At 62.0% G+C, this 25,737-nt stretch carries 23 protein-coding genes; 12 read left to right on the forward strand and 11 right to left on the reverse strand.

Features of this window, described 5'->3' with window-relative positions; all coding sequences use genetic code 11:
* Positions 1 to 3 precede the first annotated feature (3 nt).
* Positions 4 to 936: a LysR substrate-binding domain-containing protein gene (locus tag H281_RS0126565; protein WP_007181594.1), complete on the reverse strand. Its 933-nt coding sequence runs from the start codon at positions 934 to 936 to the stop codon at positions 4 to 6.
* A gap of 249 nt (positions 937 to 1,185) precedes the next feature.
* On the opposite strand from H281_RS0126565, the gene H281_RS0126570 reads away from it, so the two are divergent.
* The 4 genes from H281_RS0126570 to H281_RS0126585 all read left to right on the forward strand — a co-directional run bounded on the left by H281_RS0126570 (position 1,186) and on the right by H281_RS0126585 (position 6,083).
* A complete protein-coding gene (locus tag H281_RS0126570; RefSeq protein WP_020070177.1) occupies positions 1,186 to 2,787 on the forward strand; it encodes an ABC transporter ATP-binding protein in 1,602 nt (533 codons plus the stop codon).
* 66 nt (positions 2,788 to 2,853) lie between these two features.
* Complete coding sequence (locus tag H281_RS0126575) at positions 2,854 to 3,960, forward strand: ABC transporter permease (protein WP_020070178.1); 1,107 nt, start codon at positions 2,854 to 2,856, stop codon at positions 3,958 to 3,960.
* A 28-nt stretch (positions 3,961 to 3,988) separates the two neighbouring features.
* On the forward strand, positions 3,989 to 4,918 hold the full coding sequence (locus tag H281_RS0126580) for an ABC transporter permease (protein WP_020070179.1): 930 nt from the start codon (positions 3,989 to 3,991) through the stop codon (positions 4,916 to 4,918).
* Between the two features lie 70 nt (positions 4,919 to 4,988).
* Positions 4,989 to 6,083 carry a BMP family ABC transporter substrate-binding protein gene (locus H281_RS0126585; protein WP_020070180.1) on the forward strand — a complete coding sequence of 365 codons (1,095 nt, stop codon included), beginning with the start codon at positions 4,989 to 4,991 and terminating at the stop codon, positions 6,081 to 6,083.
* 126 nt (positions 6,084 to 6,209) lie between these two features.
* On the opposite strand, the gene H281_RS0126590 is transcribed toward H281_RS0126585, so the two are convergent.
* Positions 6,210 to 6,419 carry a dodecin gene (locus tag H281_RS0126590; RefSeq protein WP_020070181.1) on the reverse strand — a complete coding sequence of 70 codons (210 nt, stop codon included), beginning with the start codon at positions 6,417 to 6,419 and terminating at the stop codon, positions 6,210 to 6,212.
* A gap of 336 nt (positions 6,420 to 6,755) precedes the next feature.
* On the opposite strand from H281_RS0126590, the gene H281_RS0126600 reads away from it, so the two are divergent.
* Complete coding sequence (locus H281_RS0126600; protein WP_027804968.1) at positions 6,756 to 8,348, forward strand: ABC-F family ATPase; 1,593 nt, start codon at positions 6,756 to 6,758, stop codon at positions 8,346 to 8,348.
* A gap of 112 nt (positions 8,349 to 8,460) precedes the next feature.
* Here H281_RS0126600 and H281_RS0126605 read toward each other — a convergent pair whose 3' ends face one another.
* The gene (locus tag H281_RS0126605) at positions 8,461 to 8,955 is read right to left on the reverse strand and encodes a hypothetical protein (RefSeq protein WP_020070184.1); all 495 of its coding nucleotides are present in this window, start codon (positions 8,953 to 8,955) and stop codon (positions 8,461 to 8,463) included.
* A gap of 168 nt (positions 8,956 to 9,123) precedes the next feature.
* On the opposite strand from H281_RS0126605, the gene H281_RS0126610 reads away from it, so the two are divergent.
* From H281_RS0126610 to H281_RS0126620, 3 genes are all read left to right on the forward strand, one after another.
* Entirely contained in the window at positions 9,124 to 10,548 is a 1,425-nt protein-coding gene (locus H281_RS0126610) for an aldehyde dehydrogenase family protein (protein ID WP_020070185.1), read from the forward strand.
* Between the two features lie 129 nt (positions 10,549 to 10,677).
* The gene (locus H281_RS0126615) at positions 10,678 to 11,868 is read left to right on the forward strand and encodes an NAD(P)H-dependent flavin oxidoreductase (RefSeq protein WP_020070186.1); all 1,191 of its coding nucleotides are present in this window, start codon (positions 10,678 to 10,680) and stop codon (positions 11,866 to 11,868) included.
* 69 nt (positions 11,869 to 11,937) lie between these two features.
* Entirely contained in the window at positions 11,938 to 12,591 is a 654-nt protein-coding gene (locus tag H281_RS0126620) for an OmpW/AlkL family protein (protein ID WP_020070187.1), read from the forward strand.
* 84 nt (positions 12,592 to 12,675) lie between these two features.
* Here H281_RS0126620 and H281_RS0126625 read toward each other — a convergent pair whose 3' ends face one another.
* The 3 genes from H281_RS0126625 to H281_RS0126640 form a co-directional block, all read right to left on the reverse strand.
* Positions 12,676 to 12,879: a DUF1289 domain-containing protein gene (locus H281_RS0126625; protein WP_020070188.1), complete on the reverse strand. Its 204-nt coding sequence runs from the start codon at positions 12,877 to 12,879 to the stop codon at positions 12,676 to 12,678.
* Between the two features lie 162 nt (positions 12,880 to 13,041).
* Positions 13,042 to 14,391, reverse strand: coding sequence for a phospholipase A (locus H281_RS0126635; protein ID WP_020070190.1), 1,350 nt, complete (start codon positions 14,389 to 14,391; stop codon positions 13,042 to 13,044).
* A gap of 293 nt (positions 14,392 to 14,684) precedes the next feature.
* Positions 14,685 to 15,980, reverse strand: a complete 1,296-nt coding sequence (locus H281_RS0126640; protein WP_020070191.1) for an Nramp family divalent metal transporter — start codon at positions 15,978 to 15,980, stop codon at positions 14,685 to 14,687.
* Between the two features lie 562 nt (positions 15,981 to 16,542).
* Between H281_RS0126640 and H281_RS0126645 the strand changes: the two genes are divergently transcribed.
* From H281_RS0126645 to H281_RS0126660, 4 genes are all read left to right on the forward strand, one after another.
* Complete coding sequence (locus tag H281_RS0126645) at positions 16,543 to 17,643, forward strand: polyamine ABC transporter substrate-binding protein (protein ID WP_027804970.1); 1,101 nt, start codon at positions 16,543 to 16,545, stop codon at positions 17,641 to 17,643.
* Positions 17,644 to 17,798: 155 nt separating this feature from the next.
* Positions 17,799 to 18,899 carry an ABC transporter ATP-binding protein gene (locus tag H281_RS0126650; protein WP_087753247.1) on the forward strand — a complete coding sequence of 367 codons (1,101 nt, stop codon included), beginning with the start codon at positions 17,799 to 17,801 and terminating at the stop codon, positions 18,897 to 18,899.
* Positions 18,896 to 19,825: an ABC transporter permease subunit gene (locus tag H281_RS0126655; protein ID WP_020070194.1), complete on the forward strand. Its 930-nt coding sequence runs from the start codon at positions 18,896 to 18,898 to the stop codon at positions 19,823 to 19,825. The genes H281_RS0126650 and H281_RS0126655 overlap by 4 nt, the downstream gene beginning before the upstream one ends.
* The gene (locus tag H281_RS0126660; RefSeq protein ID WP_020070195.1) at positions 19,825 to 20,640 is read left to right on the forward strand and encodes an ABC transporter permease subunit; all 816 of its coding nucleotides are present in this window, start codon (positions 19,825 to 19,827) and stop codon (positions 20,638 to 20,640) included. The genes H281_RS0126655 and H281_RS0126660 overlap by 1 nt, the downstream gene beginning before the upstream one ends.
* A gap of 571 nt (positions 20,641 to 21,211) precedes the next feature.
* On the opposite strand, the gene H281_RS0126670 is transcribed toward H281_RS0126660, so the two are convergent.
* The 5 genes from H281_RS0126670 to H281_RS0126690 all read right to left on the reverse strand — a co-directional run bounded on the left by H281_RS0126670 (position 21,212) and on the right by H281_RS0126690 (position 25,724).
* Positions 21,212 to 22,615 carry a methyl-accepting chemotaxis protein gene (locus H281_RS0126670; protein ID WP_020070197.1) on the reverse strand — a complete coding sequence of 468 codons (1,404 nt, stop codon included), beginning with the start codon at positions 22,613 to 22,615 and terminating at the stop codon, positions 21,212 to 21,214.
* Between the two features lie 590 nt (positions 22,616 to 23,205).
* Entirely contained in the window at positions 23,206 to 23,505 is a 300-nt protein-coding gene (locus tag H281_RS0126675) for a hypothetical protein (RefSeq protein ID WP_020070198.1), read from the reverse strand.
* A 13-nt stretch (positions 23,506 to 23,518) separates the two neighbouring features.
* Positions 23,519 to 23,998 (reverse strand): hypothetical protein, encoded by a 480-nt coding sequence (locus tag H281_RS0126680; protein WP_020070199.1) that lies wholly within the window; start codon positions 23,996 to 23,998, stop codon positions 23,519 to 23,521.
* A gap of 141 nt (positions 23,999 to 24,139) precedes the next feature.
* Positions 24,140 to 24,415 (reverse strand): hypothetical protein, encoded by a 276-nt coding sequence (locus H281_RS0126685; protein ID WP_020070200.1) that lies wholly within the window; start codon positions 24,413 to 24,415, stop codon positions 24,140 to 24,142.
* A gap of 286 nt (positions 24,416 to 24,701) precedes the next feature.
* Complete coding sequence (locus tag H281_RS0126690) at positions 24,702 to 25,724, reverse strand: alpha/beta fold hydrolase (protein WP_027804971.1); 1,023 nt, start codon at positions 25,722 to 25,724, stop codon at positions 24,702 to 24,704.
* Between the last annotated feature and the right edge of the window lie 13 nt (positions 25,725 to 25,737).

Here is a 25,737-nt window from a genome sequence, read left to right on the forward strand (position 1 = left end):
GTCTCAAGGTTTGTCGATCAGTGTCCTGGTCGCTTCGGCGACGAGGCTGCGCAGCCAGCGCACTTCATCGGAGTAATGCACGCGCTCGTGCCACAGCTGGTAGTACTGCATCGGCGGAAAGTCGAGCGGGGCGGGCACCACGGTCAGCGGCAGGAACTTGGCGTAGTAATCGGCGAAGAGGCGCGTCGTCGTAAAGATCAGGTCGGACTTGATCAGCACGTACGGCGCGAGATTGAAGTACGGCAGCGTGACGACCACGTGGCGTTTGAGCCGCTCGCGCGCGAGGTGCACGTCGATCGCGCCGCGCTGACCCACCGAGTAAGGAGTCGGCGCGAGATGCGGGGCGTTCAGGTATTGGTCGAGCGTAAGCCCGCCGCGTTTGGCGAACGGATGCGCGTTGCTCATCAGGCAGACGATCTGATCGACGAACAGGTTCGACAGATGCAGTTGCTCAGGCGGTTCCGGCCAGTTGCCCACGACGATGTCGAGCTTGCCGTCTTCGAGCGCGAGTTCGTAGTCGAACGCGGGGCCGAGCGAGTGAAACTCGAGCGTCGCATTCGGCGCCGCCTGGCGAAACCGCTCGACCACCGTCGGCACGAACAGCACGTTCAGGTAGTCCGGGCAGCCGATGCGGTAGCAGCGAATCGAAGTGGCCGGGTCGAAATTGTGTTGCTGGAACTTGATGCGTTCGATCTCGCGCAGCGCGTTTTGCACCGGTTCGAGGAGGCGCAGGCCGTATTCGGTGGGCACCATGCCGGATTTGCCGCGCACGAGGAGCGGGTCGCCGGTAATGTCGCGCAACCGGCGCAGCGCGGCGCTGATAGCGGGTTGCGACTGGTTCAGTTTGACGGCCGCGCGCGTGACGCTGCGTTCCATCAACAAGGTGTGCAAGACGCGCAGAAGGTAGGTATCGATCGCCTCGCGTTGCTGACTCATGACTTCTCCGAAATATATGTTCTGGCTGATCGAGTGGGGGCGTGGGTATATGCGTTTTAATATGAACGAAAAACGGCGTCAAGAGAGACATACCCGCAGAGCTTGCTGTGGCGCGGGTTTGCGGGAATTTTGGCGGCTCGACTGAGCGGGTCGAATTAGGTATTGTCATCCGGTTGTGGTGACGGATCGACCGCCGGCAAGGTGGACGACCGCGCAGCAACCGCAGTCACCGACGCACTACGGAATCACATGAGCGACTCTTTTTATAGCGACGGCGCCGCCGCGCAGCCGGCAACGAGGCCGGAACAGGCGGCGCCCCGGTTGATGCTCAAGGGCATCACCAAACAATATCCCGCCGTGCGGGCCAACGACGACGTCACGCTGATCGTCGCGCCGGGCGAGATCCACGCCGTGCTCGGCGAAAACGGCGCGGGCAAGAGCACGCTGATGAAGGTGATCTACGGCGCGGTGCGGCCCGATGCCGGAGAGATTCAATGGGAAGGCGAAGCGGTCGACATCGCGAGCCCCGCGGCCGCGCGCAAGCTCGGCATCGGCATGGTGTTTCAGCACTTTTCGCTGTTCGAAACGCTCACGGTCGGCGAAAACATCGCGCTTGCACTCGACGAACCCTTCGATCTCAAAGCGCTGTCCAAACGCATTCGCGAAGTCTCCGCCGACTACGGCCTCGACATCGACCCGCAGCGTCATGTGCATAGCCTGACGGTGGGCGAGCGGCAGCGCGTCGAAATCGTGCGTTGCCTGCTGCAGAACCCGCGTTTGCTGATCATGGACGAGCCCACGTCCGTGCTCACGCCGCAAGCGGTGCGCAAACTCTTCGCGACGCTGCGGCGGCTCGCGGCCGAAGGCTGCAGCATTCTCTACATCAGCCACAAGCTCGATGAAATCCAGGAACTGTGCGACACGGCGACGGTGATGCGCGGCGGCCGTGTCACCGGCCACGTGAAGCCGAAAGAGGAAACGCATGCGTCGCTCGCGCAGTTGATGGTCGGCCATTCGCTGCCCGACTACACGCGTCGTGAGCACAATCCGGGCGCGGTGCTGCTCGATGTGAAGGCGTTGTCGGTGACGAGCGACGACCCGTTCGGCACGTCGCTCGAGAACGTGTCGTTCGCCGTTCACGCGGGCGAGATCTTCGGCATTGCGGGCGTCTCGGGCAACGGTCAGGCGGAATTGCTGTCGGCGCTCTCAGGAGAGAAGCGCGGCCTGCGAGCGGACGCCGTCACCATTTGCGGCAAGCCAGCGGGGCGGCTTGGCGCAGGCGGCCGGCGCGCGCTCGGCTTCGGCTTCGTACCGGAAGAGCGCCTGGGCCGGGGTGCCGTGCCCGCAATGACGCTGTCCGAAAACGCGCTGCTCACCGCGCATCGTCAGAAGATGGTCAAGTCGGGCTGGATCAACTCGGGCGCGATGCGAGCATTTGCCCGGCGCTGCATTGAAGCCTTCGATGTGCGATGCGGCGGCTCCGAGGCGCTCGCGCAAAGCCTGTCGGGTGGCAATCTGCAGAAGTACATCATGGGCCGCGAGATACTGCAGGCGCCGAAGGTGCTGGTGGTCGCGCAACCCACATGGGGCGTCGACGTGGGCGCGGCGGCCTTCATTCGCCAGCAGTTGCTCGATCTGTCGGCAAGCGGCGTGGCGATCCTCGTGATTTCCGAGGAACTCGAAGAACTGTTCGACATCTGCGATCGCATTGCGGTGCTTGCGGGCGGCAGGCTCTCGCCGGTGCGCGCAACCGGCGCGACCAACGCCGAGGAAATCGGCCGCTGGATGGCGGGCCTTTTCGGTGGCCGCGAGGGCACGGCGCCTTCAGCGGAACAGCCGGCGCATGTTTGAGCCGCGGTATCTCCCGGCATCTGTCTCCGCGTCCGTTATCAGAACCCGAAAAAACACACGCTACCCATGATTCTTCCGTATCGACTCGAAGCGCGCACGACGCCCTCGCGCACCATGCAACTCGCCGTGCCGCTGATCGCGGCATTGCTCACACTCGCCATTGGCTTCGTGATTTTCGGCCTCGTCGGCCGCGATCCGCTGCAAGCGATGCGCGCGTTCTTCATCGAACCGCTGTCGAGCGTGAACGGCTGGTCGGAGCTTCTGCTCAAGGCTTCTCCGTTGTGCCTGATCGGTCTCGGGCTTGCGATCGGATATCGCGCGAATGTATGGAACATCGGCGCGGAAGGGCAGATGCTGCTCGGCGGCATTGCCGCGAGCGGCGTCGCGATCTATTTCGATCAGGCGACCGGCTGGTGGATTTTGCCGCTCATGATGATCGCCGGCGTGATCGGCGGCATGTTGTGGGCGGCGATTCCCGCGCTGCTGAAAAGCCGTTTCAACACCAACGAGATTCTCGTGAGCCTCATGCTCACCTACGTGGCCACGCAACTGCTGATCTATCTGGTGAGCGGCCCTTGGCGCGATCCGCAGGGCATGAATTTCCCGCTGTCGGAAATGTTCAGCGGCGACGCACTCTATCCGACGTTTTACGGCGACTGGCACTGGAAATGGCTGCGTGGCACGCGTCTGAATGCGTCGGTATTCGTCACGCTGATTGCGATCCCGCTCGTCTGGCTCTTCATGCGCAAAAGCTTTGCCGGTTACCGGATGAATGTCGGCGGTCTTGCGCCGCTTGCCGCCCGTTACGCAGGCTTCTCGGACAAGAAAACTATCTGGATGTCGCTTCTGATCAGCGGCGGACTCGCGGGCCTCGCGGGCATGGGCGAGATTGCCGGGCCTATCGGCCAGTTGCAGGCGACGTGGTCGCCGGGTTACGGCTTCACGGCAATCATCGTCGTGTTCGTCGGACGGCTGCATCCTGTCGGCATCGTGCTCGCAAGCCTGCTGATGGCTTTGCTGTATCTCGGCGGCGAAGCAGTGCAGACCTCGATGCAGTTGCCGCAGGCGCTCTCAGGCGTATTCCAGGGACTGCTGCTGTTCTGCCTGCTCGGCGCCGATCTGTTCGTAAATTACCGCGTACGCCGGCGCTCCGTTGCCGCGCAAGCCCACTGACCCGTCTAACGCTTCGCTGCCGCAATCCATGGATATTCAACAAGCCAGCGCGCTCACTTCGAGCGCCGTCACCGCCGCGATTCCGCTGATGTTCGCGGGCGCGGGTGAACTCGTCACCGAAAAGTCGGGCGTTCTCAATCTCGGCGTGGAGGGCATGATGCTGATGGGCGCCGTGACCGGCTACGCGGTTACCGCGATCACCGGCAGCCCCTGGCTCGGCGTGCTCGCCGCGATCGGCGCGGGCCTCGCCATGTCGCTGCTGTTCGCGTTTCTCACGCTGACCATGCTCGCCAACCAGGTCGCCACGGGCCTGTCTCTAACCATCTTCGGCATCGGCCTGTCCGCTTATGTCGGCAAGCCGTACACGTCGGCGGCGGTACGCGCGACCATCGACACGTGGACTATTCCGGGTCTCTCGAAGATTCCGGTGCTCGGTCCCGCGCTTTTCAGTCTCACGCCGCTCGATTACCTCGCGTTTTTGATGTTCGCGGTAATCGGCTGGTTTCTGTATCGCACGCGCGCGGGGCTCGTGTTGCGCTCGGTCGGCGAGTCGCCGCAGGTCGCGCATTCGGTAGGCTTCCCGGTGGTAGGCGTGCGCTATGGCGCGGTCGCATTCGGCGGCGGCATGGCGGGACTGGCCGGCGGCTATTATTCGATCGTCAATCTGCACCTGTGGCAGGAGCAACTCACATCGGGCCGAGGCTGGATCGCGCTCGCGCTTGTCGTATTCGCGACGTGGCGCCCGGGGCGCCTGCTGATCGGCGCGCTGCTGTTCGGCGCCGTGACCGGCCTGCAGTTCTACGCGCAGGCGATCGGCGTGCCGGTGCCGACGCAATTCCTCGCGATGCTGCCGTACGTCGCGACGGTCGTCGTCCTGGTGCTGATCTCGCGCAACCCGAACACGATCCGCCTGAACGCGCCGGCATCGCTTGGCAAGCCGTTTTTCTCGGCAGGCTGAGGATCGTCGGCACCGTCGGCAAGTGCTCCCCCAAATCTCAAATCAATCGATAAACACGACAGGAGAAAACATGAAGAGAAGAAATCTGCTGACCGCTTTTGCCTGGGGCGCGGCGTCGCTCGGGCTGGTTGCGTCGCTGCCGCAGGCCGCGCAAGCCGCGGACGCGCCGGGCGTGGCGTTCGTCTATCTGGGCAATCCGGGCGATGCAGGCTGGACGTTCGCGCACGACCAGGGTTCGAAGGAAGCCGAAGCGAAGTTCGGCAACAAGGTCAAGATCACGCGCATTGAGAACGTGCCGGAATCGGCCGACTCGGAGCGCGTATTCCGCGATCTGGCGAACAAGGGCAACAAGATCATCATCGGTTCGAGCTTCGGCTATCAGGACTTCGAACTCAAAGTCGCAAAGGACTTTCCGGACACCGTTTTCCTGCACGCAACCGGGTACAAGAAGGCGCCGAATTTCGGGACTTACGACGTGCGCATGTACCAGGGCGCATACCTCGCCGGCGTGGCCGCCGGTTACGTGACGAAGACGAACACGCTCGGCTTCGTCGCTTCGGTGCCGATTCCGGAAGTGGTTCGCAACATCAATGCGTACACCCTCGGCGCGCGCTCGGTGAATCCGAAAGTGCATACGAAGGTCATCTGGATCAATAGCTGGTTCGATCCGGGCAAGGAGAAGCAGGCCGCCGAAACGCTGATCGGCCAGGGCGCGGACGTGCTGTTGCAAAACACGGATTCGAGCGCGACGCTCGCGACCGCATCCGAGAAACATGTGCATGCGTTCGGCTGGGATTCGGACATGAAAAAGTTCGGCCCGAGCGCGCATCTGGGTTCGGTGGTCGCGCACTGGGGCGTGTACTACAACGCGGCGATCCAGCAGGTGCTCGACTGCAAATGGAAGAACGACCCGGTGTGGTGGGGCATTCCGCAGAAGGCCGTCGATCTGGAAGACCTGAACACGTCGGCGATTCCGGCTGACGCGCAGAAGAAGGTCGCCGCGAAGCGCGACGAACTGGCGGGCGGCAAGTGGGATGTGTTCGCCGGTCCGATCAAGGACCAGTCCGGCACGGTGAAGGTGCCGGCCGGCAAGACCCTGACCGATCCGGAATTGCAGCGTCTGAACTGGTACGTGGAAGGCGTGGACGGTTCGTTGCCGAAATAACGCGCTACATTGCGGCGGGCCCCCGCCGCATGAAAAGACTGCCGGAGCCGCGTCTGCTACGGACGCGGCTCTTCCGGTTTCAGTCGGGCGCTGTCCGGCGGCTCCACGTCGCCGGCGCTAGCCGCATCAATCGTCGATGCGCAAGCCCACTTTGATCGTCACCTGCCAGAAGGCGACTTTGTCGTTTTCGATCTGGCCCCGGGTTTCCGTCACTTCGAACCAGTGCAGATTGCGCAGCGTTTTCGACGCCTTCGCAATGGCGGTGCTGATGGCGTCGTCAATCGATTTCGGCGATGAGCCGGTCAGTTCGATCTGCTTGTAGACGTGGTCTGACATGAGGTCTCTCCTTTGATCTTCGTTGGCGTTCAGGAAGTATAGGTAACGCGCACGGGTAAAACGTCAGTCGCGTGACGATCCGATGTTGCACGGCGCGTGCCCGCTCAACGAGGCCGGAAGGGCCGATACCTGCTATTTGCCGCGCGCCGGGCGTCAGCTGAACGTGTTGAACGGCGCGCGGACAGCGCCGACGCGAGCCCGAATTCGGCGTTCATCGACATTTTGCAGACGCCGCGCGCCGTCACCGGCCGGCCACGCATCGCGCGTGGGCTGGATTCGCGATAACCTGCTAAAATATTGGGTTTTTCGCCGATATCACATTCAAAGGGACGCGCCGTGCTGTCTACTGCCAACATCACCATGCAATTCGGGCCAAAGCCCCTGTTCGAGAACATCTCGGTCAAATTCGGGGGAGGGAACCGCTATGGCCTGATCGGTGCAAACGGCTGCGGCAAGTCCACCTTCATGAAAATCCTGGGCGGCGATCTGGAGCCGAGCTCGGGCAACGTGATGCTCGAGCCGAACGTGCGCCTCGGTAAATTGCGCCAGGACCAGTTCGCGTATGAAGACGTGCGCGTGCTCGACGTCGTGATGATGGGCCACGCAGAAATGTGGGCCGCCATGACCGAGCGCGACGCGATCTACGCGAACCCCGACGCGACCGACGACGACTACATGCACGCGGCCGAACTCGAAGCGAAGTTCGCCGAATACGACGGCTATACCGCCGAGGCGCGCGCGGGCGAACTGCTGCTCGGCATCGGTATCGCGATTGAAGATCACAACGGCCCCATGAGCAACGTCGCGCCTGGCTGGAAGCTGCGCGTGCTGCTCGCGCAGGCGCTGTTCTCGAAGCCGGACGTGCTGCTGCTCGACGAGCCGACCAACAACCTGGACATCAACTCGATCCGCTGGCTGGAAGACGTGCTCAACCAGTACAACTCGACGATGATCATCATCTCGCACGATCGACACTTCCTGAACCAGGTCTGCACGCACATGGCCGACATGGACTTCGGCACGCTGAAGGTCTATCCGGGCAATTACGACGACTACATGCTGGCCAGCACGCAGGCGCGCGAGCGTCAGCAGAACGCGAATGCGAAGGCCAAGGAGCGTGTCGCCGACCTGCAGGACTTCGTGCGCCGCTTCTCCGCGAACAAGTCGAAGGCGCGCCAGGCAACCAGCCGTCTCAAGATGATCGACAAGATCAAGATCGAGGAATTCAAGCCGTCGTCGCGGCAGAATCCGTTTATTCGCTTCGAGTTCGAAAAGAAGCTGCACAACATCGCGGTGGTCGCGGACAGCATCTCGAAGAAGTACGAGCGCACCATCTTCAATAATTTCAGCATCAGCGTGCAGCCTGGTGAGCGGATCGCAATCATCGGCGAGAACGGCGCAGGCAAGACCACGCTGTTGCGCTCGCTGCTCGGCAATCTGCAACTCGATCACGGCACGGTGAAGTGGGCCGAGAACGCGAACGTCGGCTACATGCCGCAGGACACGTACGAAGAGTTTCCGAACGACGTCACCTTGATGGACTGGATCGACTCCTATCGCAAGGAAGGCGACGACGAGCAGATGGTGCGCGGCACGCTGGGCCGTCTTCTGTTCAATGCCGACGACATCCGCAAGTCGGTCAAGGTGCTGTCGGGCGGCGAGAAGGGCCGCATGATCTGGGGCAAGCTGATGCTGGGCCGCCATAACGTGCTGCTCATGGACGAGCCGACCAACCACATGGACATGGAATCGATCGAGTCGCTGCAAATCGCGCTCGACAAGTTCGAAGGCACACTGATTTTCGTGTCGCACGACCGCGAGTTCGTGAGCGGCCTGGCCAACCGGATCATCGAAGTGAAGACCGACGGCACGCTGAACGACTTCGGCGGGAATTACGAAGACTTCCTGGCGAGCCAAGGCGTGCAGTAAGCGTCTGACAAGCAGGGTTGGCGAAGCCATTGACCGTCGGGTTTGCCCCGTCGGAAACATGGCTTCCAGGAACGGCGGTCCGGCATGCCTGTGCATGCCGGACCGCCGTTTTTCATTTGGCCGGCGGCTGGCCCGATGACAGGATTGTGCTTAGTTTCGTGCCACCTATCGATTCGCAATCCGCCTGCCTCGGTTCCGTCCATTGCACGGCGACGCCGCGCACTACGGGGCGGACCATCCGCCACGGCCAGAAGCCGAAGCGCTGCGAACCGCTGTACTCGACGATTGCATCGGCTCCGCGCAGTTGCGCATACTCCGCCATTTTCGGAAGGATGTCCGCGACGCCGCCGTAGGTGCCTTTGCCGATCTTCACATTCTTGATGACCTTGTACTTCTGACTCGCCGGCGGCAGCCGTGCAAAGAAGCAGAAGTTGCCAAGACCGGCGGGAAGATCGGCCACTGGATGCGCGGCCTCTTTCGTGAGGTCCAGTTCGGCTTCAGATGCCGCGTCCAGCGCGGATTCCGCCGCGCGCGCGGTGCCTGCCGTCACGGCGATAGCAATCAGCGCTGCGATCAGCGAAAGTTTCGGATGTCGTGTGGGGTTCATGTTGGTCTCGACGTCTAACGCCACGGGGCGGGCGCTTTCTTTTGAAGCCGGATAGTAAGCGAGCGCGACGCTATTGGCTACCCGGCTTCCAGATCAGGGCGGCGGCGCGTTCGTCGCGACGCTGATTACAATAGGACCATCAAAGTCCGCAGACAGAGGCCGACCATCATGAAGACCTATGACAAACTCTATATCGACGGAAAATGGATTGCGCCCTGTGGCACCGGCACGATCGACGTGGTGGATTCGGGCACCGAGGAAGTCATGGGGCGCATCCCCGAGGGCGTCGAAGCCGATGCCGAAAGCGCGATTGCCGCCGCGCGCGTGGCCTTCGACGGCTGGGCCGCGACGCCCGCTGCGCAGCGCAGCGAGTATTTACGGCGCATTGCAGAAAACCTGAAAGCGCGCACCGATGAACTGGCTGCGCTGATCGCAGGCGAAGTAGGTATGCCGCTGAAGCTCTCGCGCGCCATTCAGGTGGGCAGCCCCGTGTACAACTGGAACGCGTATGCGAAGCTCGCCGGCGAGTTCGAATTCGAGACGCGCGTCGGCAATTCGCTTGTCGTGCGCGAACCGGTCGGCGTGGTCGCCGCCATCACGCCTTGGAATTACCCGCTCAATCAGATCACGCTGAAGGTGGCGGCGGCGCTCGCCGCCGGCTGCACCGTCGTGCTCAAGCCTTCGGAAATCGCGCCTTTGAATGCCTTTGTGCTCGCCGAGGCGATTCACGAAGCCGGGCTGCCTGCCGGCGTGTTCAATCTGGTCAGCGGTTACGGACCGGTCGTCGGCGAGATTCTCGCGAGTCATCCATCGGTCGATATGGTGTCGTTCACCGGTTCCACGCGCGCGGGCAAGCGTGTGTCCGAACTGGCGTCGGCGACGATCAAGCGCGTCGCGCTCGAACTGGGCGGCAAGTCGGCCTCGGTGATTCTCGACGACGCCGACTTCGCCGCCGCGGTGAAAGGCACCGTCGGCGCGTGCTTCCTGAACTCGGGGCAAACGTGCTCCGCACACACACGCATGCTGGTCCCCGAGGCTCGCTACGACGAAGCGCGAGCGCTCGCGAAACAGGTGGCCGAGACATATGCAGCCGGCGATCCGCGCGATGAGAAAACGCGCCTCGGGCCATTGGCATCCGCGGCGCAGCAGGCGCGAGTGCAGCAATACATCGCGAAAGGAATCGAGGAGGGCGCCGAACTGGTGACCGGCGGCGCGGGGCTGCCCGACGGCGTGTCGAAAGGCTTCTTCGTCAAGCCTACTGTGTTCGGCCGGGTGCATCCCAAAGCGACGATCGCGCAAGAGGAGATATTCGGCCCGGTCCTGTCCATTCTGACTTACAAGGACGAAGAAGAGGCGATTCGGATTGCCAACGATTCGCCGTATGGACTGGGCGGCGCGGTGTGGGCGGGCAGCGACGAGCGCGCCCAAGATGTGGCGCGCCGCATCCGCACGGGCCAGATCGACATCAACGGCGGCGCATGGAATATGGCCGCGCCGTTCGGCGGCTTCAAGCAATCGGGCTTTGGACGCGAAAACGGCGTCTACGGGCTCGAGGAATACCTCGAACTCAAATCGATGCAGTTCAAAGTTTGATCCGGATGACCGGCGTCAAGCACCCGGCACGCGCGCGAACGTCATTCGCGCACTGCTTGACCTGACGCAACCCCGGCTGCGCCCGACGGACGATGATCGGCGGTTCGCTAATCGTCCGTCGGATCAGTCATGCTCCAGTCTCACTCCTTTTCACCGCTAGTTATCCGCGGCCGCTCGCTACTGCCGATCGTGCAGGGCGGCATGGGCGTCGGTATCTCAGCGCACCGGCTCGCAGGCAGCGTCGCACGCGAGGGCGCGCTCGGCACCATTGCCAGCATCGATCTGCGCCATCACCATCCGGACCTCGTCGAGCGTTGCAGCCGGCCGGCCGATCACGCCACGCTGGAACAGGCCAACCTCACGGCGCTCGCACGCGAAATCCACGCGGCGAAGGCGCTCAGCGAAGGCCGCGGCATGATCGCCGTCAACGTGATGAAGGCGGTCAGCGCGCAGGCCGATTACGTCCGCGTGGCTTGCGAAAGCGGCGCCGACGCAATCGTGATGGGCGCGGGTCTGCCGCTCGACCTGCCGGAGATGACCCAAGGCTGCGATATCGCGCTGATTCCGATCCTGTCGGACAGCCGCGGCGTTGCGCTCGTGCTCAAAAGGTGGATGAAGAAAGGCCGCTTGCCCGACGCTGTCGTAATAGAACATCCGGCCCACGCGGGCGGTCATCTGGGCGTCGCGAACATCGCCGATATGAACGATCAGCGCTTTGACTTCGTGCGGATTCTGCAGGAGCTCGACGCCGTATTCGTCTCTCTCGGGCTTGATCGCAAGCAGGTGCCTTTGATCCTCGCGGGCGGCATCAATAGCCATGAGGCCGTGCGCGCGCTGCTCAACGCGGGGGCGAACGGTGTGCAACTCGGCACGCCGTTCGCCGTGACCGAGGAAGGCGACGCGCATCCGAATTTCAAGCGCGTGCTCGCCGATGCGGCGCCGGAAGATATCGTCGAATTCGTCAGCGTGACCGGCTTGCCCGCCCGCGCGGTGAAAACGCCATGGCTCACGCGCTATTTGCGGCATGAAAGCAGGATTCGCGACAAGGTCGGCGCGCTCAAACACGCGTGCCCGACGGCGCTGGAGTGTCTGAGCGTGTGTGGTTGGCGCGACGGCGTGGAGAAGTTCGGCCATTTCTGCATCGACACGCGGCTCGCGGCGGCCTTGCGCGGCGACGTAGCGAATGGCCTCTTTTTCCGCGGTAAAGAAGCGCTGCCGTTCGGCCCGGCGATTCGCAGCGTGCACGATCTGCTCGAACTGCTGCTGACCGGCGTGACGCGACCGGCTGTCGCAGGGCGCTGCGCTTTCTCGCCCGGTTGACGGGAGTCAACTTGCCGCGCGGCTAGAGCTTCGACAATCCCCGCACATGATCAACAATCGGGGAAGTAGATGAAACTCTCGCTCAACAGGATCAGAACCGCCGTCATTGCATCGAGCCTGCTATGCGCGGCCGCGGTAGCGCCCCAGGCACATGCTGCCGGCGATGACACACTGAGCGGCATTCACGCCGGCGATGTGCTCGTGCGACTACGCGCGATCAGCATTGTGCCGAACGTGGACACGACCGGCACGCTGTCGGCGCTGAACGTCGGCGTCAACAACGCGACCGTGCCTGAACTGGATCTGACCTACATGATTCGCGACTATCTCGGCGTCGAATTGATTCTCGGCACGTCGCGTCATCAGCTCACGTCGAGCGTCGGCGGTCTGGGCGGCGTGAACGTATTGCCGCCGACATTGCTGCTGCAATATCACTTCAATCACGCAGGGCGCGTGCGTCCGTATGTCGGCGCGGGTCTGAACTACACGCTGTTCTACAACAACGGTCTGCACGTCGGCGCGCAGCCGGTGTCGATCAGCAATCACAGTTTCGGTCCGGCGTTGCAGGCGGGCGTCGACGTCCAGGTGACGAAGTCGTTCTTCGTGAACGCGGACATCAAGAAAATCTGGATGCACACGGACGCGTCGCTCAACGGTCAGCCGCTTGGCCGCGTGAGCATTGATCCGGTGGTGGTGGGGCTAGGTGTGGGTATGCGCTTCTAGTCGCAACTAGTCGCAACTAGTCGCATCGTGCTGGCATCGAGCGAGCTTTGCCGGAACATTCTGCATGACTATTCCGGCGAAGTTTCAAAGCTTGTCGTTCTGAAAGCGCATGGCTGTGCCTTCCTGCTCGATGCGTACCCACACGGCCCGCTTTTCTTCGTCGCTGAGAAAAACCCAGTTCGACACTTCGCCGGCGGTGCGGCCGCAGCCTTTGCAGATGTCGTCGAACAGCGTGGAACACACGCCGATGCACGGGCTGTCGGGAAGAGCGTGGAGATTGGAAGCCATCGGAAACCTTGCAGCAGGGAAGCGGAGTTCCGCTATGTTAACCGATACGAAGCATGAGACCCGCCGAGCCGGGCAGCGCATCGAAAAGTGCAGTCAGTTGCACGTCGACAAGCGTATCGATAAGCACAGCGGCCCAAGCGCGCCGCTGCCTGATCCTCAGTGTCACCGCGCAATGCTGTAACCGATTCGCGCCATCCAGTGCTGACGGTTGTTGTAGTCGAGCAGGTCTTCGCCGTAGCCGTTGAAGTAGCCGATCCACAAGTAGCCGCCCCACGCGCTGTTCAGCAACTTTGCGAGCGGATAGGTGAATTGCGTATCCACGCTGCCGTACCAGTGCTTGGTGCCTTTGCGCAGCGTGGTCGCAAGCTGCCAGCCGTCGGGGCTGCCGTATTTGACGAGTAGATCGACATAGCCCCGATAGTCCGCGATGTCGGGGTTACTTTCCTTGCCGAAGTAATAGTAGATTTTCGGCGACACCGTCAGATGGTTGGCCGTCAGATCGCCGAATTCCCACGTCGGGCGGATGAACGGCATGTTGATGCTGCGCGAATCGGCTCCTCCCTTGCCGTTCGATTCATGCGCGACGCCTGCGGCGAAGCCCATCCGCGTAAAGAGCGGACTGCGCCAGCCCGTGTCCGGCACGTAGTAGAACAGTTGCGGCGAGTAGGTGGTGTCGCGGAACGGCCGGGATTCGGCGGACAGATCCCATATCGACGTCTGTGTGTACGCGAAGTACAGGTTGTCGATGAACGCCTTCGAGCGCAGGTCGTCGGGAATGCGCAATCGATACTTGAAGCTCAGTTGCAGCCGCGCGTTGGTGTCGCCGTTGTGGCCGACGGCGAAGTACATCGGCTCGTAGTAGGAGACGTGCGCGAACACGCCGCGTCCGGTGGTCGACAGAGAGTCGCCGGGCGGCGAGATGGCGTCGCCCGTGGGGCCGTCGAGCGCCGCCGCCGTCGCCGCAGCCTGCGCGGGCGTGCTCGCCTGGGTCTCGCTGCGCTCGGCCTGCGCAATCGCCTCCTGCTGCGGACCGCGATTTATCACGACGAGCGCCGGCGATGCATCGAAGCCGACCGGATCGATACGCATCTCGCCGCGCGCCGATTCCGGCCACGGCGCTGAAAAACGCACTTTACGAAACTGCCCCGGCCGCAGACGCAGCGTGTCGGGCACGCCCGCTTCCCGCGCGAGTTCGAGCGGCTGCGGCGCTTGTTCGCCGCCGGTCAGATTCACGCGCAAGGTTTGCGGCACGGTGACGGTTAACGGGTGGCCGTCTGGGTGGCCGTCGTCGGCGGAATAGAGCAGCGTCAGCTGCAACGGCTCACGGGCCGCCGCGATGCGCGCGGGCTGCAGCATCGCGACCGTGGCGGCAGCCTCGCCCGGCAACGCGCCTGACAATGCAAAGACGGCGAAAGCCAGTGTGAGTCTGTTGCGGCGTGGAAAGAGATGAGCGCGGCGAATCGTCACGACGATACGGCGAGCAAAGCGGTCGAATGAAGCAACAAGGTGCATGGGCTGTCGTCCAGGAGCGAGGCTGCGAGCGAAACGGCGCGGCGCGTCTCGAATGAGATCAAGCGCGGCGCCTGCTTCGCCGCCGCGTCGATGCGAGAGGCGAGGAGGTGGCAAAAGAATGGCTGCCGGACGGCTACGAGAACCGCAGGCAGCCACCGTGATTCACAGCAGCACGGCGCGGCGCCTCGGCAATCGGCGGCGCCGCACAGGTTGAAATACTAAAAGATTATTTACAAGTTGACTGCAGCCGTCGGCGAATTTGCATCACAAGCGGGTCTAACGCCAAGGCGCCCTCAATTGCCGAACGCTACCTGCCACAGCAGCGCTCCGTTGAGCATGATGATGAAGGTGGCCGACATCCACGCCAGCACCAGCGCTACGCCGTGCACTCGCCAGCCGCGCATCAGACGTGCATCCGATGCGTAACGGATCAACGGTACGACCGCCAGCGGCAATTGCAGGCTCAACACGACCTGGCTTGCGACCAGCAGCTGGTTGGAGCCTTCCTGACCGTACATCGTCACGGCCACGAGCGCCGGCCCGATGGCCAGCGCGCGCGTGAGCAGCGCGCGTTTCCAGCGCGGCAGGCGCAGTTGCAGGAAGCCCTCCATGACCGCCTGGCCCGCCAGCGTGCCGGTCACGGTCGCGCTCAGGCCGCACGCCAGCAGCGCCGACGCGAACAGAATCCCGGCCCAGTGCGTGCCCAGCAGCGGCGCAATCAGGCGGTGAGCGTCCGCAAGATCGGTGACGTCGCGATGGCCGCTCGCATGAAACACGGCCGCCGCGACGATCAGCAGCGCTGCATTGATCACGAAGGCAAAGAGGAGCGAGCCGATGGTGTCGATATTGACGACATGCAACGCGGCCTTGATCTGCGCGTCGCTGCTGTCGGGCGCGTGATGCTTGACGAGCGACGAGTGCAAATAGAGGTTGTGCGGCATCACCGTCGCGCCGACGATGCCCGCCGCGAGCCACACCATTCCCGCGTTGCGCAATAGCTCAATGCTCGGCGCCGTGCCCGCCAGCGCCGCATGCCAGTCGGGCCGCGCGAGCGCCAGTTCGATCACGAAGCACAAGCCGACGAAACCGATCAGCGCCGCGATCACCGCTTCCAGCTTGCGGCCGCCTTTCTGCTGAAGCGCGAGCAGCGCGAATGTGCAGACGGCCGACATCAGCACACCGACAGTCAGCGATACTCCCAGTAGCAATTGCAGCGCGACGGCGCTGCCAACCACCTCGGCGACGTCGCAGGCGATGATCGCGACCTCGCTCGTCAGCCACAGAAAGATCGTGCGGCGCCGCCCCGAATGTTCGCGGCAAACCTGCGCGAGGTCGCGCCCGGTTACGACGCCCAGGCGCGACGACAGCCATTGCAGCAGCATTGCCATCATGCTCGCGAGCACGACCATGCCCAGCAACTGATAGCCATAGCCGGCGCCCGCGCCGAGCGCCGTGGCCCAATTGCCAGGATCGATATAGCCGACCGCGATCAGCGCCCCGGCGCCGACGAACGAGAACCAGTGCGCGGGTCCTTTTTCGGGTAGACGTCGACGGCGGTTAGGGCGCAGCGCGAACGGATTGGTGTTCATGGATGCCTGAGGTCAAAAGACTGCCAGTTTCCGCAAGGGCCGTGCCCGCAGGGCTTGTGTGAGCCCGAGCCTGCAACGCGGCGAGCCTCGCGGGGAAAGCCGTGCCGGGCGCTGCCGGGTCTCGCGGGCGGCCGCACGCACGCTACCGAGGCTCGGGCCGTCGCGATCTGCGCCTGTCAGCCATTGTGCTCCGTCGAACGGCATTGCGCCGCCGGGCGATGCCGCCGTAAAGCCGGCGGCATTGCGGCGTCCGGCCAGGCGGCGCGAAGCGCCCGCGCTGGCCGACACGCAGCCTTACTGCGGCGGCAACTTCGCAGCGTGCCGCGCGCCGGGGTTTTTTTCGGGTAGACACGCGCTCATAACCCGCTAAAATTGCGCCCATTTTCCGGCGGCGCGGCATACGCTGTACCGTTTGCGCGACAATGCGGCGTTTTTTTTGGACCGCGCAATAATTGGTGGTAGTTTTCGGGTTTTTCAGGGGAGCCGTGGGGCGCTGCGTTCGCACTGCGCCGCGGCATGCGTGAGGACGGCCGGTTCGGACCGGTCAGGATCGGAGAACGGGATGAAAAGACGGGTAGTGGGGCAAGTGGCTGCGCTGGTCTTGTGCGCGGCGCCGTGGCTGACGGCGGCAGCGAAGGATACGCAGCTCAACGTGTATAACTGGTCCGATTACATCGCCAAGGACACCATTCCGAACTTCACCAAGCAGACCGGCGTCCAGGTCAAATACGACAACTACGACAGCGACGACACGCTGCAAGCCAAGCTTCTGACCGGCAATTCCGGTTACGACATCGTCGTGCCGACGAGCAATTACGCGGGCAAACAGATCGCAGCCGGCATCTTCTCGCCGCTCGACAAATCGAAACTGCCGAACCTGAAGTACCTCGACCCTTCGCTGATGTCGCTCGTCGCGGGCGCGGATCCGGACAACAAGTTCACGGTGCCTTGGGCATACGGCACGACTGGGCTCGGCTACAACGTCACGAAGGCACAGCAGATCCTCGGCAAGAATGTGCCGCTGGATAACTGGGACATTCTGTTCAAGCCGGAAAACATCTCGAAGCTGAAGGCGTGCGGCGTGTCCGTGCTCGACGCGCCGGATCAGATGTTCGCCGCCGCGCTGCACTACATCGGCAAAGATCCGATGAGCACGAACCCGGCCGACTACCGCGCCGCGCTCGCCATGCTCAAGAAGATCCGTCCGTACATCACGCAGTTCAACTCGTCGGGTTATATCAACGACCTGGTCGGCGGCGACGTGTGCTTCGCATACGGCTGGTCCGGCGACGTCGTGATCGCCAAGCATCGCGCGATCGAGGCGAAGAAGGCGTACAAGATCGAGTACTACATTCCGAAGGGCGGCGCGCCCGTGTGGTTCGACGTGATGGCGATTCCGAAAGACGCGAAGCACAAGGAAGCCGCGCTGGAGTGGATCAACTACATCGAAACGCCGCAGGTCCATGCCGCGATCACCAACGCCGTCTACTATCCGAGCGCGAATCTCGAAGCGCGCAAGTACGTGGACAAGGACGTCGCGAACGATCCGGCTGTCTACCCGCCGCCCGACGTCATCAAGACGTTGTTCCTGCTCAAGCCGCTGCCGCCTGAAGTCCAGCGGCTGCAGACGCGGCTCTGGACCGAGTTCAAGTCCGGCCGCTAACCCGGCCGGGTGAATGGGTAAGCATCATCAAGAAGCCCTCGGTGTCCACCGGGGGCTTTGTTCGTCAAACGCCGGAGTAAAGCATTGTGATGAGTAGTGAGCAGTCGGGCGCGCTGGACCGGGTGGCCGCGCCGTCCGCTGGCGGCAACGCCGCGATGAACGACGCAGCCGAGAACTTCGTGCAGATCGTCGACGTCGTGAAAAAATTCGGCGAGACCGTGGCGGTCAAGCAGGTCAACCTGTCGGTGAAGAAGGGCGAGTTGTTCGCGCTGCTCGGCAGTTCCGGCTGCGGCAAGTCCACGTTGCTGCGTATGCTGGCGGGACTCGAAACCGTGACCTCCGGCAAGATCCTGATCGATGGCGAGGACCTTGCGCAATTGCCGCCGTATCGCCGGCCGGTCAACATGATGTTTCAGTCGTATGCGCTTTTTCCGCATATGACGGTCGAATCGAACGTCGCGTTTGGTCTGAAGCAGGAAGGCGTGCCCAAGGCGGAATTGAAGGACCGCGTGCAGACTGCGCTCGAACTCGTGCAGATGGGCCGCTTCGCAAACCGCAAGCCGCATCAGCTTTCGGGCGGGCAGCAGCAACGTGTCGCGCTGGCGCGCTCTCTCGTGAAGCGGCCCAAGCTGTTGCTGCTCGACGAGCCGATGTCCGCGCTCGACAAACAGATCCGTCAACGCACGCAGATTGAACTCGTCAACATTCTCGACACGGTCGGCGTGACCTGCATCATGGTGACGCACGATCAGGAAGAAGCCATGACGATGGCGGGGCGCCTCGCGGTGATGAGCGAAGGCGAGATCGTGCAGCTCGGCACGCCGCACGAGGTGTACGAGTATCCGAATAGCCGCTTTTCGGCGGAGTTCATCGGCTCGACGAATCTGTTCGAAGGACATACGGTCGAAGACGAGCCCGATCACGTCTTTATCGAAACGCCCGATCTCACTTGCCGCCTGTATGTCAATCACGGCATTACCGGTCCGCTCGGCATGCCGGTGACGATTTCCGTGCGGCCGGAGCGCATTGCGCTGACGCGTAAGCCGCCTGAGGGCGCATACAACTGGGGCAAGGGCGTCGTCACCAATATTGCCTACATGGGCGGCTATTCGCTGTACCACGTGAAGCTCGACAGCGGCAAAACGGTGATCGCCAATGTGACGAGCCTCGCGCTCACCGAGATCGATCCGCCGACCTGGGGCGACGAGGTGTACGTGCGCTGGAGCGCGTCGGCCGGTGTGGTGCTCACGTCATGAAGCGCCAGTTCAATTCGTTGGTCAACTGGCCGGTGCGGCGCTTCAACCTGACTGGCCGCACCGCGGTCGTGGCCGGTCCGTTCGTCTGGCTGCTGCTGTTTTTTCTCGTGCCGTTTCTACTGGTCGTCAAGATCAGCTTTGCCGATCTGCAGCTTGGCATTCCGCCGTACACCGAACTGACGAGTTTCGTGGACGGCGCAATCAACCTCAAGCTCGACCTGTCGCATTACGCGTTTCTCGTCACGGACAGCCTGTACTTTGCGACGTATGTGAATTCGGTGGTGGTTGCTGCAATCTCGACGCTGCTGTGTCTGCTGATCGGCTATCCGATGGCGTATTACATCGCGCGTTCGGATCCGGCGCGCCGCAATCTGCTGATGATGGCCGTGATGCTGCCGTTCTGGACATCGTTCCTGATTCGCGTTTATGCGTGGATCGGCATTCTGAAGAACAACGGCTTGCTCAATAATTTCCTGATGTCGATCGGCCTGATTCATTCGCCGATCGAGCTGTATCACACCAATACCGCCGTCTATATCGGCATGGTGTATTCGTATCTGCCGTTTCTCGTCATGCCTCTGTATGCGCACCTGGTGAAAATGGACATGACTCTGCTGGAGGCCGCATACGACCTCGGCGCGAAGCCATGGAAAGCGTTCTGGCAGATTACGTTGCCGCTCTCGAAGAACGGCATTATCGCCGGTTGCCTTCTCGTGTTTATTCCGGCGGTGGGCGAGTACGTGATTCCGGAATTGCTGGGCGGCGCGAATACGCTGATGATCGGCCGCGTGATGTGGAATGAGTTCTTCGACAATGCGGACTGGCCGATGGCTTCCGCTGTGACGTGTGCGATGGTACTGCTGCTGTTGGTGCCAATGGCGTTCTTCCAGTATGCGCAGGCGAAGGCAATGGAGGAAAGACGCTAATGAAGCCGAACCGGATTTTGCAGTTCACCGCGTTGGCGTTGGGCTTTCTGTTTTTGTATGTGCCCATTGTGAGTCTGATCGTCTACTCGTTCAATGAATCGCAACTGGTCACCGTATGGACGCGCTTTTCGACGCGCTGGTACGCGGCGTTATTGCAGGACGACGAGTTGATCGCTGCGGCGTGGCTCTCGTTGAGGGTGGCGGTGCTGACGGCGTTTGCGTCGGTGATTATCGGCACATGGGCGGGCTTCGTGCTCGCGCGCATGGGGCGGTTTCGCGGCTTCACGCTTTATACCGGCATGATCAACGCGCCGCTGGTGATTCCTGAGGTGATTCAGGGCATTTCGTTGCTGTTGCTGTTTATCGAAATGGCGAAGTGGCTCGGGTGGCCGGCCGGGCGCGGCATATTCACGATCTGGATCGGACACGTGATGCTGTGCATTTCGTACGTGGCGATCATCGTGCAGTCGCGCGTGAAGGAGTTGCATCCTTCGCTGGAGGAAGCGGCGCTCGATCTTGGGGCGACGCCGCTTCGCGTGTTTTTCTCGATCACGTTGCCATTGATTTCGCAGGCGCTGGTGTCGGGGTGGCTGTTGTCGTTCACGTTGTCAATCGACGATCTGGTTTTGTCCGCGTTCCTGTCGGGGCCTGGGTCGACGACTTTGCCGCTGGTGGTTTTCTCGCGCGTGAGGCTCGGTTTGAATCCGGAGATGAACGCGTTGGCGACGCTGTTTATCGCCGTCGTGACCGTTGGGGTGGTGGCGGTTAATTATTTTATGCAGCGGGCGGAAAGGAGGAGGGTGCAGGTGGCCTAGGGTTTTATGATTTTCGATTGTGCTTTCGTCGGTGCTGGAACCATACGCAGCCTTTCCCGCCAATGCGGCAGCTTCCAAAGAACTATCCGCAAACTTTTGCAACATCTGACAGTGCAGGCCCCCACTCTCGTCCGACCTGTGGGGAGAACGCTTTTGAGCGATACCAGCAAGGCAGGGCATATTAATGATTAATCACCCACCGTACACCGTTGTGCTGACCTATACCGACGCGAACCGCGGCAATTGACGATGCAAGCCGTGGACTCGGCTCTAGTGGCTCCGCTCATTGAGGGAAAGATGGCGGTGCCGTTTTTCCTCGATGATGAGGAATTCCGGTTTGACGATGAACTGGCACGGCAACTGGGAGTTGCAATGCTTAATGTGATTGCAGCAGGTCGGCCGGAAGTTAGACAGCAGCTGAATTTGACGCAGCATCCGATAGAAAGGCCGTCAGAAGACTAGCAGGCCCAAGTCCGACGATTGACCGAACGGTGTTCGGTCAATCGTCCGGGTGCGCCTGCGCGGTGGTCCGCGTTCACCGGCTGACAAGGCTAAAAACCCAAACCACCACCTAGACCCTATACCCGATCCTGACTCCGCCCCAATGCCGCCCGCGGACGAAAACCGGCGCCGACGCATCTTTCATTAAAACGAACTCTCCGCCTCCCATATCGCGCCGATAAGTCTGAAGCAGAAACTTCTTCGTATGCGATCCGGCAGCAAGTCCTGTCCGGTCATTGAAAATGCGCCGGTTGCGGCAATTGGCCATGTTCCAGACGACATCGTCGCGTTGCGGCAAGGAGAACTTCAGATTGTGTGTCGGCAGGTAACCGCGCACGTCGATTGCCGCAGAGAACGCCACGCGTGGATCGAGATCGAGTAACGGCTCCTGAATCGCCGGCAAAACGCGATCGGTGAACGCAGTGAAACGCGTCATGAACTGTGGCGGATTAGTGCCCGGCACGGGCACGTAGTGTTGATCGAAAAGATCGTCGAGAGAAATCTCACCGCGCGCGACAGCCGCCTCGAATACCTTGCTTACCTTGGCGGCAGCCTCCTGCACGGCTTCAATAAAGCGTGTGTCAGCGGTTTCGACGCCCGCCGCCGCTGTCAACTCGATCAACGTCTCCGACACGCCCAGCAAGTTGCCGAGACGATTCTTCGCCTGCACGAAGTTCTCGCTCGAATCTTCGACGCCGGTCGCCATTTCGAGCACTTGCGCCTCAAGTCCGTCGCACTGCGTTTCGATCTCGCCGGTCAATGCCGCGATCTGCTCCGCCTCGTTGTTCAGATGCGCGATGGCGTCGCCCGTTGCATGCACGACATCGCCGATCTTGCGCGTGCCCTCACGCACCCGGTGCGCTCGCTCCGTGTTCACCGAGCCTTCGTTGATCAACTGCTCGGTCTGCTGCGTGAGTTGCGCGAGCGTCGTCTCGATCTGTCCGGTTGCCTGCGCGGTCTTTGCCGACAGATTCTTCACCTCGGCCGCCACGACGGCGAAACTGCGGCCGGACTCGCCGGCGCGCGCCGCTTCGATCGCGGCGTTCAGCGCGAGCAGATGGGTCTGCCGCGCGATCAAGGAGATTTCCTCCGAGACGCGGCTCACGTGTGCAAGCGCGCTGCGCAGCGCGCCGATCTGGCTTTCGATCACGGTCACCCCTTCCACCAGACCGTGGATGTCGGCGAGCGATGCCTCCAGCGTCTCCTGCGATTCCTGCACGCCGGTTGCCGCATGCGCCGAGACTTCGCGCATGCCTCGCGCAGCGGTCGCGATCCGATGATTGCCCGCGAGCGTCTGCGCGGCGGACTCGCGCAACGCCTTGCAGACTTGAGCCTGATGCTGCACGCGCGCGGCGACTTCATCGACGTGGCCGGACACATCGCAAATTTCGATACCGAGTTTTCCCGCCTGCGAGGCAATATCGCCGACCACCGCCTCGGAGCGGGCCGGCCGGCGAAAGCTGAAACGCGACATGGACGTCTCCTTTGACGCTAACGGCGCTGGCGGTTGGCGCACAGCGTCTTCTCAACGCGTTTACGGCTGGCTTTCGGTGGACTTGATACGGGGTATCCCGCAGTCGCTATCATGTGCGGTTTGGCGTCGCGACAGCCGCAATCAGGCGTGCGGCCGTGGCCATCCCTTTTTTCGACGGTAACGATGTACGACTCCTTAGCGCGCGTTTCGGGCTGGCAACAGCTTTATCATTTGTGGGAGCTGATCGTCATGCTCTGCAAGTTTCTTTGGAGCTTGTTGCGTTTTCTTGGGGGTGGGGGGTAGGGGTGTGCGGGGGAACGGAGGACGTGAAAGTGGGAAGACCAGACTGATGACTGCCGGGATTGTCCTTTCGGCAAATCGACGGCGGGGCGCTGGGTCTGGTATCCAAGGAGGCCGGGGTGCTGGTACATGACCAGCAGTGCAGGGACGTGCTCGCGGATCCAGGTCTTGCGGTGGCGGACCGACTTAAACCGACGCGAAGGGGGCATCCAGCGCTCTACAAAGCAGTCGTTGAGTCACTGCGAACAGCGAGCGATTGACGTCAATATCGACAATCTTTGCGGCGCTGCTTAGGCAGACGGTAGTAGACACGGACTCCATTCCGCGCTCGTCTGCGAATGCGCCCCCGTATTGCGCTCGACTATGCGAACGACGCCGAGCTCGCGCAGATCCTCGAGGAGGTCAGCGATATATTGCTTAGCGCTGCGTCCGCCGACGGTCAACCAATCGTCGTAGTAGAAATTTTCTGATGTGGCGAGCCAGCCACAGATTGCCTTGAGCGTCGTCGGGTGATTTTCAGCGTTCAAAAGGTGAAGCGCCTTCAGCACGCCAATTGCCACGCTTGCGGAACGTGATTTACCTTCAATCATTACTCACCTTGATTCAACGAGCGCATCCGTCATCGGGCGCATCAAACGCAGCGGCGGCCAGCACGGCAGTTTCATATTGGCTTGCCTCGAAGACAAACGGCCCAAGCAATTCAAGCACGTTCAGATCTCTTTCCGATGTCTGATACGCGAAGCTATCCCAGAAGTAGGATTTTGCGTCCCGCCGTACGACAGCCGAATAGGCGCCACATCCAACGTCACCGCACTCGGGACAGATATACAAGAGAACTCGCTTTTCAAATCCGCTTTGTGATGGGGTTCCGAGCAGCCTTGTCAGCGCTCTTTGGCATTCCTCGGCGTAACCATTCACAAAACAGCCCATAAAATCGGAGTGGCCGCCAGCGCGTTGCACCAGCAGTTCGAGCAAAGACCGATGATCGACCAGGAAGTCCGCAGAGGTTCTCTCTACGCAGGTGGCCCCACCTAAGCTGTTGGTCGCGGGTCGATGCAGTTTGCGATGCCCAAGAATGTTCATGTGCGTGTACGGTGTTCAATTCCCTTCGGTGCATTGTCACCGCTCAGGCACGCGCTGTCGACTGGCCTGTCTACGATCTGGGGGCGGCCATCGAGTGACCCAAAGTGGGCCGATCATTGCCTTATGCAGGTGACGTATTCGCTAGCATTTCGCTGCAACCATAGCTCCGGTCTTGGTATCTATATAGTGCTCCAGCCAGTTCCGCGGGTCCCCGAGATAGGCGTATTCGAGGTCCGGGAAGTCGGCCGTGTACTTCTGCCCCAGTGGGTTCCTTAGCCATACATTCACGCTTGGCATGGGCCAACCACTGCTGATCTCGACCATGACGTTCCCGGCAGAAAGTTCGGCGTCGAGTATCTCGCGAAGAGGGCCGGTGAGACGAGGCAAGATAACGGAAAGATCATAGTCGTGGATCATGGGCGTCGGGGGCTTGGGCTTTGAACCAGAAGCTCATTGTCAACGATCTACACAGCTTCGTCGACTGACCGCTTCTGGCCGCACTCAGCCTTTCCCCAACCGGCGCAACGCGGCCGCGCTCACACTCCGGCAAACCCAACGAATTCGCGTCACAAACCCGCCGAGTCCAGTTTATCGGGCCCCGCGTCACAGGCACATGACCGAATTCGTCAGTAAGCCTTGACCTCGCAATCAGCCCCAGTCCAACCCATCCCGGTTCCCCCCCAGCGCGCCGTCCCGCTGCCCCCTACACCGACGCCCGTCGCGAGCCTTCTTCCCGGAGCAGCAACTCTTCACTGTTGCTCGCATTCCCGCCAAGAAAAGCCCGCAAATCTGCAAGCACCCGCTCGGGCGCTTCTTCCATTGGAATGTGTCCAAGACCCGGATACATAACCGACTTCGCGCCCGGAATGCGCCGGGCGAATTCAGCGGCGTGCGCAGTGGGAATCCAGCGGTCCTTCGCGCCCCACAAGACGAGCGTGGGAACCGCGAGCGTAGTCAGCACGTCTGTATCGAGTTCTTCGAAATCGAGCGTCGGCACCATCTTGCCGATCGCGGCGCGCGTGCCTTCGCCGTGAAAAAAGTCGACGTAGCGCCGCAGCGTGACGGCGTCGAGTCTGCGCGGATCGCCATACACGTTGCGCACGGCGCTTTTGATGATGATTTCCGGCAGCCATCGCGGCGAACTCGCGCGGACCAGCGCGTGATTGAAAAGATCGATGTAGATGGGCAGCTTCATCGGGAAGCCGGCCGAGTCGATCAGTACCAGCCGCTCGACCGCGTCGCGATGACGCACCGCGTAGTCCCACGCAATAAGCCCGCCAAGCGAATTGCCGATGAATATCGCGCGTGAGACGCCGAGCGCCTGCAGGAACGTGTCGATGAAACGCCGGTAGGTCGGCAGGTTCATCGTTTCAATGACGCCGGTACTGGAGCGCAGCGGTCCCGTCACGCCAAACGGCGGCAGGTCGAGACGAATCACGCGGTGCGCGTGCTTGAGTTCATCGGCGACACGGTTCCAGGTGTGCAGCGAAGACGCGAAACCATGAATCATCACGATGGTGCCGCCACTGCCTTCGTCGACGTAATGGACATCCGCGCCCATGATCCGGACGAACCTGGAGCCGCTTTGCGTGTAGCGCCGCCGCAATTCGTCGCGCGGCACACTCGTAATGCCGAGGCGAGCGGCGAGCGAGCGCGGCGGCAGCGCGGCAGAGTTCGATGGTCTCGTAGATGACGAGGCCGACGACCGAGGTTCTCTGCTTGCCATGTTTTGCGTCTCC

This window comes from Paraburkholderia caledonica, assembly GCF_000383275.1.
GTDB classification, from domain to species: domain Bacteria; phylum Pseudomonadota; class Gammaproteobacteria; order Burkholderiales; family Burkholderiaceae; genus Paraburkholderia; species Paraburkholderia caledonica.